Origin of the sequence: Kitasatospora sp. NPDC101183, from assembly GCF_044767945.1 — a bacterium.
In the GTDB taxonomy this organism is placed as follows: domain Bacteria; phylum Actinomycetota; class Actinomycetes; order Streptomycetales; family Streptomycetaceae; genus Kitasatospora.
This window is the reverse complement of sequence record NZ_JBIWOW010000023.1, coordinates 51,457-65,077: the sequence shown is the minus strand read 5'-3', so window position 1 is coordinate 65,077 and position 13,621 is coordinate 51,457. Positions and strand designations below refer to the sequence as shown.

20 protein-coding genes are annotated in these 13,621 nt (G+C 71.2%); 11 read left to right on the top strand and 9 right to left on the bottom strand.

The features are described 5' to 3' along the window. Nucleotides 1–54 precede the first annotated feature (54 nt). Entirely contained in the window at nt 55–1,221 is a 1,167-nt protein-coding gene (locus ACIRRS_RS28700; RefSeq protein WP_402976448.1) for a beta-ketoacyl synthase N-terminal-like domain-containing protein, read from the bottom strand. Nucleotides 1,222–1,850: 629 nt separating this feature from the next. Between ACIRRS_RS28700 and ACIRRS_RS28695 the strand changes: the two genes are divergently transcribed. The 4 genes from ACIRRS_RS28695 to ACIRRS_RS28680 all read left to right on the top strand — a co-directional run bounded on the left by ACIRRS_RS28695 (nt 1,851) and on the right by ACIRRS_RS28680 (nt 5,173). After that, nucleotides 1,851–2,753 (top strand): CPBP family intramembrane glutamic endopeptidase, encoded by a 903-nt coding sequence (locus tag ACIRRS_RS28695; protein WP_402976445.1) that lies wholly within the window; start codon nt 1,851–1,853, stop codon nt 2,751–2,753. A 161-nt stretch (nt 2,754–2,914) separates the two neighbouring features. After that, nucleotides 2,915–3,229 (top strand): hypothetical protein, encoded by a 315-nt coding sequence (locus ACIRRS_RS28690; protein WP_402976442.1) that lies wholly within the window; start codon nt 2,915–2,917, stop codon nt 3,227–3,229. Between the two features lies 1 nt (nt 3,230). Continuing rightward, nucleotides 3,231–4,787 (top strand): hypothetical protein, encoded by a 1,557-nt coding sequence (locus tag ACIRRS_RS28685; protein ID WP_402976439.1) that lies wholly within the window; start codon nt 3,231–3,233, stop codon nt 4,785–4,787. Then, the gene (locus ACIRRS_RS28680) at nt 4,784–5,173 is read left to right on the top strand and encodes a hypothetical protein (protein ID WP_402976436.1); all 390 of its coding nucleotides are present in this window, start codon (nt 4,784–4,786) and stop codon (nt 5,171–5,173) included. The genes ACIRRS_RS28685 and ACIRRS_RS28680 overlap by 4 nt, the downstream gene beginning before the upstream one ends. A 55-nt stretch (nt 5,174–5,228) precedes the next feature. Here ACIRRS_RS28680 and ACIRRS_RS28675 read toward each other — a convergent pair whose 3' ends face one another. From ACIRRS_RS28675 to ACIRRS_RS28660, 4 genes are all read right to left on the bottom strand, one after another. After that, complete coding sequence (locus ACIRRS_RS28675; RefSeq protein WP_402976433.1) at nt 5,229–5,552, bottom strand: hypothetical protein; 324 nt, start codon at nt 5,550–5,552, stop codon at nt 5,229–5,231. 269 nt (nt 5,553–5,821) lie between these two features. Then, entirely contained in the window at nt 5,822–6,052 is a 231-nt protein-coding gene (locus ACIRRS_RS28670) for a hypothetical protein (RefSeq protein ID WP_402976430.1), read from the bottom strand. 528 nt (nt 6,053–6,580) lie between these two features. After that, the gene (locus tag ACIRRS_RS28665; RefSeq protein ID WP_402976427.1) at nt 6,581–6,760 is read right to left on the bottom strand and encodes a hypothetical protein; all 180 of its coding nucleotides are present in this window, start codon (nt 6,758–6,760) and stop codon (nt 6,581–6,583) included. Beyond that, complete coding sequence (locus tag ACIRRS_RS28660; RefSeq protein WP_402976424.1) at nt 6,757–7,200, bottom strand: ATP-binding protein; 444 nt, start codon at nt 7,198–7,200, stop codon at nt 6,757–6,759. Before ACIRRS_RS28660 ends, ACIRRS_RS28665 begins: the two co-directional genes overlap by 4 nt. Nucleotides 7,201–7,370: 170 nt before the next feature. Between ACIRRS_RS28660 and ACIRRS_RS28655 the strand changes: the two genes are divergently transcribed. The 5 genes from ACIRRS_RS28655 (at nt 7,371) to ACIRRS_RS28635 (ending at nt 9,897) form a co-directional block, all read left to right on the top strand. Further along, nucleotides 7,371–8,234, top strand: a complete 864-nt coding sequence (locus ACIRRS_RS28655; RefSeq protein WP_402976421.1) for a helix-turn-helix domain-containing protein — start codon at nt 7,371–7,373, stop codon at nt 8,232–8,234. Further along, nucleotides 8,231–8,464 (top strand): DUF397 domain-containing protein, encoded by a 234-nt coding sequence (locus tag ACIRRS_RS28650; protein WP_402976418.1) that lies wholly within the window; start codon nt 8,231–8,233, stop codon nt 8,462–8,464. The genes ACIRRS_RS28655 and ACIRRS_RS28650 overlap by 4 nt, the downstream gene beginning before the upstream one ends. Before the next feature lie 17 nt (nt 8,465–8,481). Next, nucleotides 8,482–8,715: a DUF397 domain-containing protein gene (locus tag ACIRRS_RS28645; RefSeq protein WP_402976415.1), complete on the top strand. Its 234-nt coding sequence runs from the start codon at nt 8,482–8,484 to the stop codon at nt 8,713–8,715. A 17-nt stretch (nt 8,716–8,732) separates the two neighbouring features. Beyond that, a complete protein-coding gene (locus ACIRRS_RS28640; protein ID WP_402976412.1) occupies nt 8,733–8,966 on the top strand; it encodes a DUF397 domain-containing protein in 234 nt (77 codons plus the stop codon). A 214-nt stretch (nt 8,967–9,180) separates the two neighbouring features. Further along, on the top strand, nt 9,181–9,897 hold the full coding sequence (locus ACIRRS_RS28635) for a leucine-rich repeat domain-containing protein (protein WP_402976409.1): 717 nt from the start codon (nt 9,181–9,183) through the stop codon (nt 9,895–9,897). Nucleotides 9,898–9,904: 7 nt separating this feature from the next. Here ACIRRS_RS28635 and ACIRRS_RS28630 read toward each other — a convergent pair whose 3' ends face one another. Beyond that, nucleotides 9,905–10,651, bottom strand: a complete 747-nt coding sequence (locus tag ACIRRS_RS28630; protein ID WP_402976407.1) for a class I SAM-dependent methyltransferase — start codon at nt 10,649–10,651, stop codon at nt 9,905–9,907. A 105-nt stretch (nt 10,652–10,756) separates the two neighbouring features. Here ACIRRS_RS28630 and ACIRRS_RS28625 point away from each other — a divergent pair, with 105 nt between their 5' ends. Continuing rightward, nucleotides 10,757–11,284 (top strand): GNAT family N-acetyltransferase, encoded by a 528-nt coding sequence (locus ACIRRS_RS28625; RefSeq protein ID WP_402976405.1) that lies wholly within the window; start codon nt 10,757–10,759, stop codon nt 11,282–11,284. A 41-nt stretch (nt 11,285–11,325) separates the two neighbouring features. On the opposite strand, the gene ACIRRS_RS28620 is transcribed toward ACIRRS_RS28625, so the two are convergent. Further along, nucleotides 11,326–11,766, bottom strand: coding sequence for a hypothetical protein (locus tag ACIRRS_RS28620; protein ID WP_402976403.1), 441 nt, complete (start codon nt 11,764–11,766; stop codon nt 11,326–11,328). Continuing rightward, complete coding sequence (locus ACIRRS_RS28615; protein ID WP_402976400.1) at nt 11,766–12,533, bottom strand: maleylpyruvate isomerase family mycothiol-dependent enzyme; 768 nt, start codon at nt 12,531–12,533, stop codon at nt 11,766–11,768. The genes ACIRRS_RS28620 and ACIRRS_RS28615 overlap by 1 nt, the downstream gene beginning before the upstream one ends. 91 nt (nt 12,534–12,624) lie before the next feature. On the opposite strand from ACIRRS_RS28615, the gene ACIRRS_RS28610 reads away from it, so the two are divergent. Next, nucleotides 12,625–12,951, top strand: a complete 327-nt coding sequence (locus tag ACIRRS_RS28610; RefSeq protein ID WP_402976397.1) for a hypothetical protein — start codon at nt 12,625–12,627, stop codon at nt 12,949–12,951. Nucleotides 12,952–12,958: 7 nt separating this feature from the next. Here ACIRRS_RS28610 and ACIRRS_RS28605 read toward each other — a convergent pair whose 3' ends face one another. After that, nucleotides 12,959–13,519, bottom strand: a complete 561-nt coding sequence (locus tag ACIRRS_RS28605) for a hypothetical protein (RefSeq protein WP_402976394.1) — start codon at nt 13,517–13,519, stop codon at nt 12,959–12,961. Nucleotides 13,520–13,621 lie beyond the last annotated feature (102 nt).

The window sequence follows — 13,621 nt, the reverse complement described above, 5'->3', positions numbered from 1 at the left end:
GGCGCGCACCGGGGCGCGGGCGGAGGCCGGCCCGCGCCCCTCAGGACCCGGGAGTCAGCGCACGTCCTCGTAGACGGCCGCGGTGACGTTCCCGCCGAAGCCCAGGCCGAGTTGGGCGGTGATCCCGCCCGGGTGGGGCATGTGCCCGCGCGCCAGCTGGGGGTGCGCCTCCGGCTCGGCCGCCGAAGCCGGAAGGAGCCCCTCGCTGTACGCCCGGGCCGTGATGACGGCCTCCAGCAGCGGCGCGGTGCCCATGGTGTGACCCAGCATGGGCTTGAAGCAGTAGGCGACCGACTGCTTGCCCAGGTGCTCGGCCACGGTGATGTCCGCTTCGTCGCACTGCGAGGTGCCCGTGCCGTGCGCGGAGTAGAAGTCGACCTGCTCCCGTGCCACCCCGGCACGGTCGAGCGCGGTGTCCATGGCGCCGAGGAGGTGCGTGAAGGACGGTTCGATGGAGACCGGGTGGTACGCGTCGTTGCCCATCGCGGAGCCCAACAGGCGAACGTGCGCCTCGACGCCCGGCTGCCGCGCCGGCGCCATCACGAGCGCCGCCGCCCCCTCGCCCATGATGAAGCCCCGGGTGTCCCCGTGGAACGGCCGGCACACCTCCTGGGGCGGGGAGTCGTAGACCAGGGCGTTGAGATTGGCAAAGGCTCGTATCTCCTCGCCGTCGAAGCCGACGTCGGCCGACACCACCACCACGTCCGTCGCGTCCCCGGTCGCCATCAGGCGCTGTCCGAGGGCCATCGCGTGCAGCCCGGACGCGCACGCGGCACTGACGACCATGGACGGCCCGTGGAACTGGTAGCGGTTGATCACCCGGGCCGCCGGGGTGGTCCACACCTGCTCGACGAACCAGCGGCGGGGGCTGCCCGGCTCCGGCCCGAGGTACCGCTGCCGCCACAGTTCGCGATCCGCCCCGGTCGTGGCGTACAGCAGGGCGACCCTCTCCCCCGGCCGCCAACCACGGCCGATCGCGTCGGCGATGGCCTCGTCGGCCGCCGCGGTCACCGCGCGCCCGTACCGCGTGCTCCCCGAATCCGGGTCGCCGCCCTCAGGAAGGCGGGAGAGCCAGCACGGATCCGGAAACTGCCCGCCCAAGTCGCTGTACGAGGCGATCGACGTGTTCCCCGACAGCAGGCCGGACCACAACTCGTCCATGGACCAGCCGTATCCGCTGACCGCGCCGATACCGAGAATGTCCGCAGGGGGAATGCGCATGCTGCCGCCTTGGGGTGATTGTCATGGTTGTGACAAGGAAGTATATGATCGGCGATCTTGGTCGGGACCAGCAGATTCCCAGCCAAGCCCAAGGGCCCATTCCTGGCCCGATGCTCGAACTTCCAGATGGAAAACGGGACGTTGGAGCCCGTTGGGCGGTTACTCAGCCCCCCGGCCGTCGAAAACGGCACCTGATGTTCACGTGGGGCCGGTACAGCGTCTGTCGAAATTGCCGCATATGAATTCCCGGATGAAAACGTGGAATACCTTCGACCCCCGATGGACGAGGATGACACGGAGCGTCGGGGCTGTCCACCCCGAACAAGCCATCACACAATCGGTTTTCAGCCGACGGCAAAATCGAACGTATGCCGCCTGACCTGCGGCAACGGGAGATCCTGTTGTTCCATCGTGCTTGATCGGCAAAGCAGTTGTGAATTGAGGGGTTCCAACGGCCCCGCGGAAACGGTCGCCGCTCCGACCGAAACGATCCCGCCACTCGGCCCCCTACCAGGTATCGTCGCCGCCGTACAGCCCGAGAACTGCACCCTCCTCCGGCACCGCACAACCCCCGTGAACGGCAGAGGAGTTCGTTCCCCGCCGCCGTTCGGGTCCGTAGCGTCCCCGGCATGACGACACGGATACGATTTCGGCCAATCTCCCGCCGCAGGCTCGGCCTGCTGGTCTACCTGGCCCTCGCCAACGCCGGGATGTGGGCGGCGATGGCCCCGCTGCTGTCCGACGGGTACCAGCGCTCCTCCGCCCGGGAGGGCACCGGCCTCAGGGAGCAACTGTGCATCGGCGCGGCGATGTTCGCCCCGGCACTGGCCGCGCTTCTGGTGGTCCGCTTCGTCGAGCGCGACGGCAGCGTCCGCGCGGCCCTCGCCCTGCACCTGCCCCGGGCCCGCGCGGTGCGGGCCTGCCTGCTGCCGATCGGCGTCCTCGGCGGGCTGACGGCGGCGGCGCTGGCGCTCGGCACCCTCGCGGGCGGCTACCCCTTCGCCGGGCTCGGCGTGATGACCTCGGGCGCCGCCTCCTCCTGGGTGCTCCAGGGCGTCGTCAACATGGTCGTCTCCCTGCCGCTCTTCTTCGGCGAGGAACTCGGCTGGCAGGGCTTCCTCTTCCCCCGCCTCCTGCGCCCCGGCGGCACGGCCTCCCTCGTCCGCGCCTACCTGCTCACCGGCACCGCCTTCGCCCTCTGGCACCTGCCGCCCCTGCTGATGGGCGGCCAGTACCCGGGCCGGCCCTGGTACGTGGCGGTGCCCGCCTTCGTCCTGAGCTGCGTCCTCGTCCTGCCGGTCTTCACCTGGCTGCGCCTGCGCTCCGGCTCGGTGGTCCCGGCCGTCCTGGCGCACACCTTCGCGAGCACCATGGGCGTCTCGGCCGTCCGCCGGTTCGCCACCCCGGACTCCCCGCTCGACCCGCTCACCATGGGCCTCACCGGCTGGCCCGGCTGGATCGTCCTCGCCGCCTTCGTCACCTGGCTCGCCGCCACCGGCCGCCTCCACCCCTCCCGCTGCACCCGGGCGTAGGTGGTGGTGAGCGCGGGCCGGCCGGCCCGCGCCCGCCGCCCCCGGCACGGCAACCCCCGTGCCGCGCCCGGCAGATGGGGAGCCGGGCGCTCCGGTCCGCGCGGCCGGGGCGCTACTCTGTGAGCGATCTACGGACCGTCATCAGGGAAACGGGGGGCACCATGGTCAGCGATGGCGCCGGGTCGGGGTTCAGCGCGCATCCGGAGAAACTCGGGGACGCGGGTGACCAGTTGATAGCCGCCGGCGGGGACGTGGGCTCCGTCAAGGACGTGCTCGGCAAGCTCGCCATGTCCGGCGAGGACACCTTCGGCGAGTACGGCGCCGGCGACGCCGCGAAGGCCTTCTGGTCCGCCTGGCAGGACGAGCTGGACGTCAACGTCGACGCCCTCAAGGACCTCGGCGGCAAGGTGCACGGCACCGTCGCCAACTACGCGGCCACCGACAACGGCGTCGGCCGCCAGTACCAGGGGGCCTGACGTGCCGGACCATCCCTACCCCGGCCGCCCCGGCGCGGCGGGCAGCCACCGCCAGCAGGTCGAGAAGCTCAAGAGGACCATCGACGAGTCCCACGGCATGTGGGGCGCCGGCGACCTCAAGTACGCGGTGGCCGACGCCCTGCGCCTCTCCCCGCCCAAGGGCGACCCGGGAAGGCTCGACGGCCTCGCCGCCGCCTACAGCACGGCCGCCGACCACCTCGACGAGGTGCGGACCACCGTGACGAAGGTCGGCACCCTGCACCTGCCGGACGCCTGGACCGGCCAGGTCGGCGAGAAGGCCGCCGCCGTGGTCAAGGCCTCCGCCGACGACCTCGGCAACTGCCGCGACTCCTTCAACCGGGGCCGCTACCAGCTCGTCACCCTCGCCGGCGCCCTCCGCGAGGCCCAGACCCTGCACGGCAAGGGCGAGCCGCCGCTGCGCGAGGCGCTGAAACTCCTCCACGACATCACCGTCTCCGACGCGCCGGACCCGTTCCACTGGGACGACGACACCATGCACACCGCCCACGCCAAGGCCAAGGAGGGCATCAAGACCGTCTTCGACGCCGCCGTGAAGGCGGAGAACGCCGGCCGCGCCGCCGCCCGCGAGCTCAACGCGCTCGCCGGCAAGGCCCTGGCCGGCCGCTTCAAGAACAAGGGGCTCGGCGCCGTCGACAAGCTCGTCATCGCCGACACCACCTTCACCTCCAGCGACACCACCCTCCTCACCTCCAACGACGTGACCAGGGCAGGCCAGTTCATGGACAGGATGAGCGAGGCCGAACGCGCCCGCTTCGACGCCCTTCTCGCCGACACCAAGTCCCCCGCCGAACGCGCCTACCTGATGAAGGCCCTCGCCGCCGGACACAACTACGACGAGATCAAGGCCTTCGACGATCAGATCCGCCCCCACGCCGAGGACCCGGACTGGCTCGCCCAGCGGATCTCGCCCGTCCAACTCGACGCGGCCCACGGCGGCAAGCACGACACCGGCTACCAGGGCGTGACCTGGGACCAGGGCAACCGCAACTCCTGCGTGGCCGCCTCCACCGTGACCGGCCGCGCCATGGTCGACCCGCTGTTCGCCTTCCAGCTCACCACCGGCGGCCACCCCGGCGACCCGGCGTACGACAACGGGCAGGCCGCGAAGGACCGGTGGACCAAGGAGTCCGAGCGCGTCTACAGCACCCGCGAGGACACGGACAAGGACGACGGCATGACCAACCCCGAGTCCCGGCTCGCGGCCGACGACGAGATCGGCAAGAACACCGGCGCGAAGTACGACAACCACAACCTCCACACCCGGGACGAGCGGCAGGCCGCCCTGGCCGAGATGGAGAAGCGGGTCGACGAGGGCAAGCCCGTCCCCTTCTCCGCCGAGGGCCCGCACGGCCGCCACCAGATGATCGTCGTCGCCCGCGACGGGGACCGCCTGGAGGTCCACAACCCGTGGGGCTTCACCACCTGGGTCAACGAGAGCGACTTCCTGGACGGGCACCTCCAGGGCGCCTCCGACGACAACTACCCGACCCTCGTCAGCGTCCGGATGCCCCGATGAGTACCGACCGCCCCCGCAGCGACGACCAGTTGGCCGCCCTCGACGTCGAGGTGCTGCTGCGCTTCGGCCTGCCGAACCCCGGCCCCCACCGCGTCCTCCTCTTCGGCGACGGCGCCGTGGCCGCCGCGATCACCGCCGACCGGCTCGGCGTGCTCCCCCGCGCCCTCGCCTTCCTCGCCGAGGTCGTCCGCGCCGGCGGCACTCGCTTCGCGGCCGCCCTGCCCGAGCCCCTGCCGGGCCCCGCCGCCACCACCGCCCGTGCCTGGCTCGATGCGGCCGCCATGGTGGTCGAGGACCCCGACGGGGATCTCCTGGTCGCCCGCTGGCTCGACGCCGTCGCCGCCGTCACGGCCCTGCGGGTCGTCGACCGGGAGAGCACGGAGTGAAGCGTGCGGCCGAGGGGCGCACGGACAGCCGTGCGCCCCTCGGCGTCTCGTACGACTACGTGTCGTACACCGTCATGCAGGAAGCGGTGGCGTCCAGCTCGTCGTTCGGAACGTCGCCCTTCCAGAACTGCATCCGGTAGAAGGTCGACCCGTCCGCCCCCATCTGCGACAGGGTCTGCGACAGCAGGTACGGACCCACCGTCACCAGGTCGATGCTGGGCTGCTCGGCGGTGATGGGAAGCGCCCCGGTCACCAACTCGTCGGCGACGGTCCTGGCGGTCTTCCACACCTTCTCGTCCTCACCGGCCCCCTTCGCGAGGTACTGGAGGGCGTAGGTGTAGGCGATCACCGGCCCGGCGGCCGGCGCATCGGTGTCCACGGGTTCCGGCTTGCTGCGTTTCCGACCGAATCCGAACGGCAACGGCTCCACCCCCTGCGCGAGTCGACGCCATCGGATGCTAACCCATCGGATCGTCAACTGGCTTGACACGCAAGCGGAATGCTCCCGCACGCTCCTGGCGGCGCGAGGCAGGGCGCGCGGCTTCTCGTACGCGCCCCTCAGCCTCGGCGCACTCCAAGGTGCGCAACCGGGCGGCGCCCGCCCGCCCCCCGTTCGGGGCGTGCACGGAGAGTGAGTGCGCGTCAGGATCAGAAGAGCGGGCCGAAGAGGCCGCGCTCCCAGTGCCCGAGCCAGGAGGCCGTGGCGGAGGGCAGGTCCTCGCCCTCGGTGGACTCGTCGAAGGGCAGGAGGACGGTCGGGGCGATCCACCCCTCGCCCGGCTCGACGCGCAGGCGCAGGACGGACACGGGCCTCTTGGCGCCGAGGTAGCTCCAGAGGTCGCGGGTGTGCGGGTGGTGGGTCTCGTAGTGGTCCCGCACGCCCGCGCAGACGGAGAGGATGGTGGTGGTCGCGAGGAGGAGGTAGCGGGCGCCGGGGCCGAAGTTGGCGCAGAGGCGTCGGCGCGCATCGCGGCAGTCGCGGTAGGAGAGGTTCTGGCGGTTGTCGATGTGCAGGCCGGGGCGCAGGCCCGTCTCCGGCAGCCGGTGGGTGACGGGTTCGCGGGCGGGTCGTCGGTCGGGAGGAGCGGGACGGGGAAGGGGTCGCCCAACTCGCCGACCAGGGCGGCGAGGGAGTGCGCGTCGGTGACGGTGTCGGGGAGGCGGAAGAACTCGACGAGGCCGCCGTCCTTGGTGAACAGGTTCGGCGCGTACCGTGCGGGGGCGTCGGTGTGCAGGGGGTGCCACTCGCCGGTGGGGAGAACGGCGCACGACTCGTAGCCGGGCTCGCGGTAGAGGCTGCGGACGCCGCCGATGCGGCAGCGGTCGAGGAGGGCGTCGGGGTCGCGGAAGGCGATCGCGGCGGGGTGGAGGTTGGGCACCGGGGGCTCCAGGGATTGAGCGGTGGGGTCAATCGTCGTCGTCGGTGCGGTCGTTGCACCGGGTGAGGGCGGTCATCAGGGCGGCGGCCAGGGTGGTCCACCACACGACGTCGGCGGTGGCCTGCGGCTGACGGGCGGGGACGAGCTCGGAGGCGAAGCAGGCCAGGGTCAGGCTGGCGACGATGATGGCGAGCTTGATGGCGATCAACTCCCGGGCGGGGGACGGTCGTTGGTGGGCGTGAGGAGGACGCGGGCCCAGACGCGCTTGCCCGCGCCCTGGCGGACGACGACGCCGAAGTCGCAGGACAGTTGACGGACGAGTTCGAGGCCCCTCCCACCTTCAGCGAAGCGGCGCGGGTGGGGGCGGCGGACGCGGAGGCTGCTGTGCGCGTCCCAGACTTCGAGCCGGCAGTCGCCGTCGAACTCCTGGAGGGAGAGCCGGACTTCACCCCGGCCACGACAGGCGTGGACGACGGCGTTGGTGACGAGCTCGGAGGCGATGAGGACGAGGTCGTCGACCGGTTCGCCGGTCCAGCCCCAGGAGTTGAGGCGCTCGCGGATGAGTTGGCGGGCGGTACGGACCGAGGTCGAGTGCTCGGTGAGGACGGTCTCCCAGGTTCGGAGGACCGGGTTACGCAAGGTGGACATGAGTCACCCCACACCTTCAGTGGCGTGTTCAAGCGGTCACGTTGAGTGTGGAGTACTGGAAATCGAATTTGCAACCCGAACGGCGACAAGCAGAAAATAAATTAGTTGATCATGGAGTTGGCTTGAGTCCCCGCAGCCTCAACAGCGAGACTGGGCCCGACTTGGGAGGGATGTTGAGCACGGACCCGTCAGCAATCAGGCAGATCCGGCTCGGAGACGAGCTACGAGCATGGCGAACGGAGAACAACAAGACGCTTGCCGAGGTCACGGCCGGCTTGAAGGGCTGGAACCCGGCCCGCCTCAGCAAGATCGAAAGAGCGCTACTGCCGGTCACCGCAGCCGAGTTGGCCGCCTACCTCGACCACTGCGGCGTCTCCGGGCCTGAGCGCGAGGAGATCGAGTCCCTCGCCACCGACAGCCCCTCGCGGCAGTGGTGGCAGGACCACGAGTTCGCCGACACCATCAGCGCGGCCTTCGCCGAGTACCTGAGCCTCGAATCCGATGCAACTCGGATGCTCGACTACTACCTGTCGGCCTTCCCGGGCCTGTTGCAGACCGAGGACTACGCCCGCGAGATCATTGCCACTGGTCTTGACGGTCTCAGCGAAGACCAGACAGAGGCCGCTGCCGAGATCCGCATCCTGCGCCAGCGTCGCCTCACTGATGCCCCGCTGCTCGAACTCGACGCCTACTTCGGAGAGGTCGCCCTGCTGGTCGGCGGCGACGAGGAAGTTCTCGCTGGTCAGATCCGGCACGTCATCAAGGTGGCTCAGTACCCGAACGTTACTGTTCGCATGGTCCCGTTGAGCGCCGGACGACCCGGGATTCTGGCATCTGGGCTCACGCTTCTTCGCTTCCCAGGAGAGCCCGGAGAGGGCTTCACCTTCGTAGAAGCAGTCGGCGGTATGCTCCCGCGTAAATCGGGACGCGAGGTTCGCCGCGCCGAACGCGCATTCGCCCGGTTGAAGCGGTGTGCGCTTTCGCCTGACGCCACCGTTGCCGCCCTTGAACGCAAGTTGGAAGAGATCACGTGAGCGAGCAGCAGGACCCCTACGACCACGACCCCGCCTCCGCCTCCTGGGCCAAGTCTCCCTTCTCCGGCGAATCCAACGGCAACTGTGTGGTCGTCGCTCGCTTCGACAACGGTGACGTCTGGGTCGGCGACGACAAGAACCCCAGCCGCCCCCACCTCGCCTTCGACCAGGCCGAATGGACGGCCTTCATCCAAGCCATCGAAGCCCGCGACCCCCGCTTCACCGCCTGACCAACCAGGAGGCCCAGATGCGCGATCGCCACAACCCCTACGACCACGAGCCCACCGACGCCGAGTGGGTCAAGTCCCCTTTCTCTGCCGACGACAACGGCAGTTGCGTTGTCATCGCACGCTTCGACAACGGAGACGTCTGGGTCGGCGACGACAAGAACCCCAGCCGCCCCCACCTCGCCTTCGACCAAGCCGAGTGGACCGCCTTCATCCAAGCCATCGAAGCCCGCGACCCCCGCTTCACCGCCTAGCCATCCGGGAGGCCTCGATGCGCGACCGCCACAACCCCTACAACCACGAGCCCGCATCCGCTGCCTGGGTCAAGTCACCCTTCTCCGGCGAAGGAAACGGCGACTGCGTGGTCATCGCACGCTTCGACAACGGAGACGTCTGGGTCGGCGACGACAAGAACCCCAACCACCCCCACCTCGCCTTCGACCAGGCCGAATGGACCGCCTTCATCCAAGCCATCGAAGCCCGCGACCCCCGCTTCACCGCCTGACCCCGCTCCGGCCACGCGGTCCCACCGCGTGGCCGGAGCTCCACACCCGGTTGCGGGGGGGGGGGGGGGGGCCCGCGGGCCGCCCCCCCCCCCCGGGCCCCGCGCCCCAGCCCGGGGCCGGGGGGGGCGCCGGGCGCCCGGCCGCGGGGGCGCCGGGGGCGCCCCCCCCCCCGCCCCCCCCCCGCAACCGTCGGCCTCCTGTACAAAAGAGCCCATGGCGAATGAACCGGAGCCGGCACCGCTCTCCCGCGACATATGCACGTGCTTCGACCAGCACGAGGTGAGCAACCGGCGGCGGGTGCGCTTCCACGCCGAGCGCCAGGACACCTCGTCCCCGGCCTGGCAGCATCTCCTGACCCTGATCGACGAGGCCGCCGCCGACGGCAGGGAAGTCTTCCGGCCGCTCGCGGAGTTGAGCCCCCAGGACCGACGCGAGATCGTCACCCTGCCGCCCACCATCGCGAAGCTCACCGCCGTCAAGCACCTCAACCTCTACGGCAGCAACCTGGTCCGCCTCCCTCCCGAGATCGGCGCCATGACCAGCCTGGAGGAGTTCACCCCGTACACCTCCTACCGGCTGCACTGGTACCCGTACGAGCTGACCAGGTGCCCCAACCTGCGGCGCAGCACCGTGAGCACCCGCGCCCTCTACGGCAACGAGAAGCTCCGCCCGCCGTTCCCGGCGCTCCCGGCCGCCGAACAGGACCTCACCGAACTCCGCACGTGCAGCGTCTGCGACCGCTCCTTGGAAAGCGCCGAGGTCCACCAGGCCTGGATCTCGCTCCGCGTCGCCGCCGACGTCCTGCCCCTCCTGGTCAACGCCTGCTCCCCGGCCTGCCTCCAGGCCCTCCCCACCCCGCCCGAGGACTACGTCCCCACCCCGCACACCGGCGGCCCGGGCCTCGCCCAGCCTCCGGCCGACTACGCCTGACCGCCCGTCACGCCACGCAACGCAGCATCGTCAGCGGCGGGTTGGCGACGTACTCGTCCCAGAACTCCTCGCCGTACTCCCTCAGACCGGCGGCGGAGACCTCCAGCGGCACCCACTCGACCTCGCCGAACCCCGCCGCCCGCAGGCAGCTCTCGTAGACCTCCCTGCTCGGCGGGTTCGCGACGAACGAGATCGGCGGGTCCAGCAGCGCCGTGACCCTCACGCGCGGGCCGATCTCGGTCTCCTCGCCCAACGATTCGCACAGGAACCCGTACTTGGCCAGCGACGGCCCGTCGAACCGGTACTCCGGGTTCTGCCCGAACAGATAGAACCCGGCGCCCTTCCGCAAACTCCGGTGGACGTTGCGCAGCATCCGCTCGATGCCGGCGACGTCCTCCGCGTAGTTGAAGGCCTGGACCGCCACCGCGACCTCGAAGGGCTCCTCGAAGCTCCGCAACTCTGCGGTGTCCCCGACCTCGTACTCCACCCCCAGCGGCTCCCGCTCCTCCAGCGCCCGCGCCGCGTCGACCATCGCCGACGAGATGTCGAACCCGAGCACCCTCGACGCGCCCCGGCGCTTCAACTCCCGGCTGTAGAAGCCCGTTCCGCAGGCGATGTCGAGCACGGACCGCCCCTCCACATCCCCGACGAGCCCGAGGAACCCGGGCACCTCCCCGTACCGGGTGATCGGGAGCGTCTTGAAGCCCTCGAAGGCCTCACCGATCCCGTCGTACTGCTGACTGCTGCTCACCATGCCGTTCCCCCTTCTCCTGGCCGTTGCCGGGAAGTCTCCCTCCCGCCGTCCGGCCCGCCGAAGTGGCGGAACCCACGAATCTGAGCGCCTGTTAGCGTGAGGCGGATGGACCATCTGAGCCACGTCACCTGGCCCCCCGCACCCATCCGCACCGAGCGGCTCGTCCTCCGCGCACCCGAAGCCCGCGACCGCCCTGCCTTCATCGAGCTGGGAGCCTCCCCGGAGGTGCACACCTACCTCGGCGGCCCCCGCTCGCGCGAGGAACTGGAGCGCGAAACACCCGAGATACCCGAGCAGTGGCCCGGCGGCTTCGTGGTCGAGCTCGACGGGGCGATGATCGGCCAGATCTTCCTCCGGAGGGGGACGGCCGACAGCCGCCCGGCCGCCGCCGGAAAGCTCGACCTCGGCTACCTGTTCCTGCCCCGCGCCTGGGGCTCCGGCTACGCCACCGAGGCCTGCGCGGCGGCCCTCGACTGGCTCACCGCCGCCCTGCCCGGCGAGCCGGTGGTGCTCACCACCCAGAGCGCCAACACCGCCTCGATGCGCCTCGCCGCGAAGCTCGGCTTCGCCGAAGTGGAGCGCTTCGTGGCGTGGGACGCCGAACAGTGGCTCGGCCAACGCCCGGCCGCGTAAAGCAAAGGAGCAGGAAGTCGGCCCGGCCGACTTCCTGCTCCCTACAGATCCTCCATGTACACCCCGAAGCGGGACCGGTAGACGCCGTAGACAAGGTCCCCCGGCGACTGGTAGCCCCGGTGCTCCGGGCCGAGGACGGTCTCGTCCCAGACCACGGCGGCCTGTGTCCGGCCGAGGTACGCCTGCGCGGCCTCCCCCAGGCCCACGTCCCCCGTCGCCACCGAGCGCCAGAACGCGCGCCCCTGCCCGACCACCCACCAGCACAACTCCTCGGTGGCGTCCTCGGACCAGACCAGCCCGTCGACGCTCACGCCCTCCGAGTAGTCCGCCAGCTCCCCCGCCGCGTCCTCGAAGACGCGCGCGAACTCCTCCAGCGTCTCCCGGGGTTGCGCGACGAGCCACGCCTCCAGCGCCGTCAGGCGCGGGCGCGCGGCCTCCAGGGCGTCCCAGAACCAGTCGGGCGCGCCGGCTGCGTCGTCCACTACGCGCTCGGGTCCCAGTGCACGAGCCGCTCCAGGACCGTCCGGTCGCCCTCCAGCTCCAGGGCGTCGATCCCGACCCGGCCGTAGTACGACAGCACCAGCTGGCCGGCCGAGGCCCGGCCCGTCAGGTCCGCCGGCTCCGGGCCGACCTCCGAGACCCGCACGCCCTCGCCCGACAGCGTCAGCCGCCACGAACGCCCGTCCTCCACGTGGTAGTCGAGGATCGCGGGCTCGAACGGCCAGGCCACCGAGGTCGAGCAGCAGGTGTGCAGGAACTCGTCCGCCCCGTCGTACGCGATCTCCTCGGGAAGCGGCTGCGGGTCACCCACCGTGAGGTGGGCGTCGTAGGTGTGCATCGCGATCTCCTGCAGCTGGTGCCGCGCGAGCCCCCCGGCGTTCCGCGGCGACTGCGAGCCGGCCCACCACGTCCAGCACTCGCCCTCCGGCCCGGCCTCCCGCAGCGCCGCCACCTGCTGCCGGGCGCCCTCGGCGATCCACGCCACCAGCGCCTCGCGCTCCTGCGGCGCCGCCCCGTTCTTCACCGCGACGGCCTCCGCCGACGGCGCGTCCGCCGCCCCGGCGGCCAGGTTCATCGCCCAGAACCGCCGGCTCTGCCCGATGTGCTGCGCCAGGTCGAACAGCGTCCAGTCGGGACACGTCGGCACCGTCGCGCCGAGATCGGGGGCCGCCGCCACGACCTCGCAGAAGGCCGCCACCCGCTCCTCGATGAGCCGGACCGCGTCTGAGAACTCCAAAGTCTTGTGCACCCGGGAGTTCTACCAGCCCTCCCCACCCACCCGCACCTGCATTTACGTCCCCGTCTTGCCCGCCCCGCGGGGCCCTCCTAGAGTCCCCCGCATGGCCCGTCTCAAGATCGAAACCTCCGTCCCCGAGAGCCACCTCGCCCAGGTCCTCGACGCCCTCCACACCGCCGGCGCCGGCCGCACCGGCGCCTACGAACGCTGCGCGAGCACCTGGCCCATCACCGGCCACTGGCTCCCCACCTCCGCCGCCCGGCCCTACGACGGCACCCCGGGCCAGGCCCACCAGGCCCCCGAGTACCGCATCGACACCTTCTGCGAGGAGGAGCAGGCCCCCGCCGTCCTCCGGGCCGTCCGCGAGGCCCACCCGTACGAGGAGGTCGTGATCAACTTCCTTCCCCTGTACGAGCCCACCGCCGTCTGAGCGCGCCTCACCACCCGCCGGGGTGGCCGGAGAGCCACCCGGCGTGCCGGTCCCGCAGCTCGTCGCGCTCCCGCGTCGAGACGAGGTGGACGTCGGCCCCGCCGTCGTACGGGTGGTAGAGGCGCCTCAGCCCGGTGTCGGTGACGATCACCCCGGCCTCCTCCTCGTCGGCGACCCTCCGCAGCAGCCCGTCCAGGCAGCCGCGCCGCCACGGCCGCCGCTCCACGAACACGTGGCCGTACGTACGGAACTCCGGATCGGGATCGTCCTGTTGCAGCCAGCTGCGCCAGTGCGCGCCGGCCGGCGGCCCGGCGGGCGCCTCGGCCGAGCCCGTCCAGCGCGGCACCATGACGTACACCTCGCCGCCCGCGAACAGCGACTCCAGCACGGTGTTGTGGCGCTCCAGCAGGATCGCGTACTCGCCCTCGTCCTCCGGGTACCGCTTGGACCCGGGCAGGCTGTGGAAGCGCACCCAGCGCTCCCGCCCGCGATCCTCGATCTCGTGCCCGATCGGCGGGCTGCCCGGCCACCGCTGCTCCCAGAGCGCGGTCAGCGCCGCCTTGTCCATCCCGGTTTCCTCTCGCCCCTCTTCTGCTTCGTCCCCATACCGTACGCACAGGAAGTCGGCCCGGCCGACTTCTCGTGCGCCGCTCCGGTCCTCCTTCGTGCA

Bases quoted from the DNA above. Each gene is read 5' to 3' on its own strand.
- ACIRRS_RS28700 (WP_402976448.1), bottom strand. From the start codon at position 1,221: ATGCGCATTCCCCCTGCGGACATTCTCGGTATCGGCGCGGTCAGCGGA.
- ACIRRS_RS28695 (WP_402976445.1), top strand. From the start codon at position 1,851: ATGACGACACGGATACGATTTCGGCCAATCTCCCGCCGCAGGCTCGGC.
- ACIRRS_RS28690 (WP_402976442.1), top strand. From the start codon at position 2,915: ATGGTCAGCGATGGCGCCGGGTCGGGGTTCAGCGCGCATCCGGAGAAA.
- ACIRRS_RS28680 (WP_402976436.1), top strand. From the start codon at position 4,784: ATGAGTACCGACCGCCCCCGCAGCGACGACCAGTTGGCCGCCCTCGAC.
- ACIRRS_RS28660 (WP_402976424.1), bottom strand. From the start codon at position 7,200: ATGTCCACCTTGCGTAACCCGGTCCTCCGAACCTGGGAGACCGTCCTC.
- ACIRRS_RS28655 (WP_402976421.1), top strand. From the start codon at position 7,371: ATGTTGAGCACGGACCCGTCAGCAATCAGGCAGATCCGGCTCGGAGAC.
- ACIRRS_RS28645 (WP_402976415.1), top strand. From the start codon at position 8,482: ATGCGCGATCGCCACAACCCCTACGACCACGAGCCCACCGACGCCGAG.
- ACIRRS_RS28640 (WP_402976412.1), top strand. From the start codon at position 8,733: ATGCGCGACCGCCACAACCCCTACAACCACGAGCCCGCATCCGCTGCC.
- ACIRRS_RS28635 (WP_402976409.1), top strand. From the start codon at position 9,181: ATGGCGAATGAACCGGAGCCGGCACCGCTCTCCCGCGACATATGCACG.
- ACIRRS_RS28630 (WP_402976407.1), bottom strand. From the start codon at position 10,651: ATGGTGAGCAGCAGTCAGCAGTACGACGGGATCGGTGAGGCCTTCGAG.
- ACIRRS_RS28625 (WP_402976405.1), top strand. From the start codon at position 10,757: ATGGACCATCTGAGCCACGTCACCTGGCCCCCCGCACCCATCCGCACC.
- ACIRRS_RS28610 (WP_402976397.1), top strand. From the start codon at position 12,625: ATGGCCCGTCTCAAGATCGAAACCTCCGTCCCCGAGAGCCACCTCGCC.
- ACIRRS_RS28605 (WP_402976394.1), bottom strand. From the start codon at position 13,519: ATGGACAAGGCGGCGCTGACCGCGCTCTGGGAGCAGCGGTGGCCGGGC.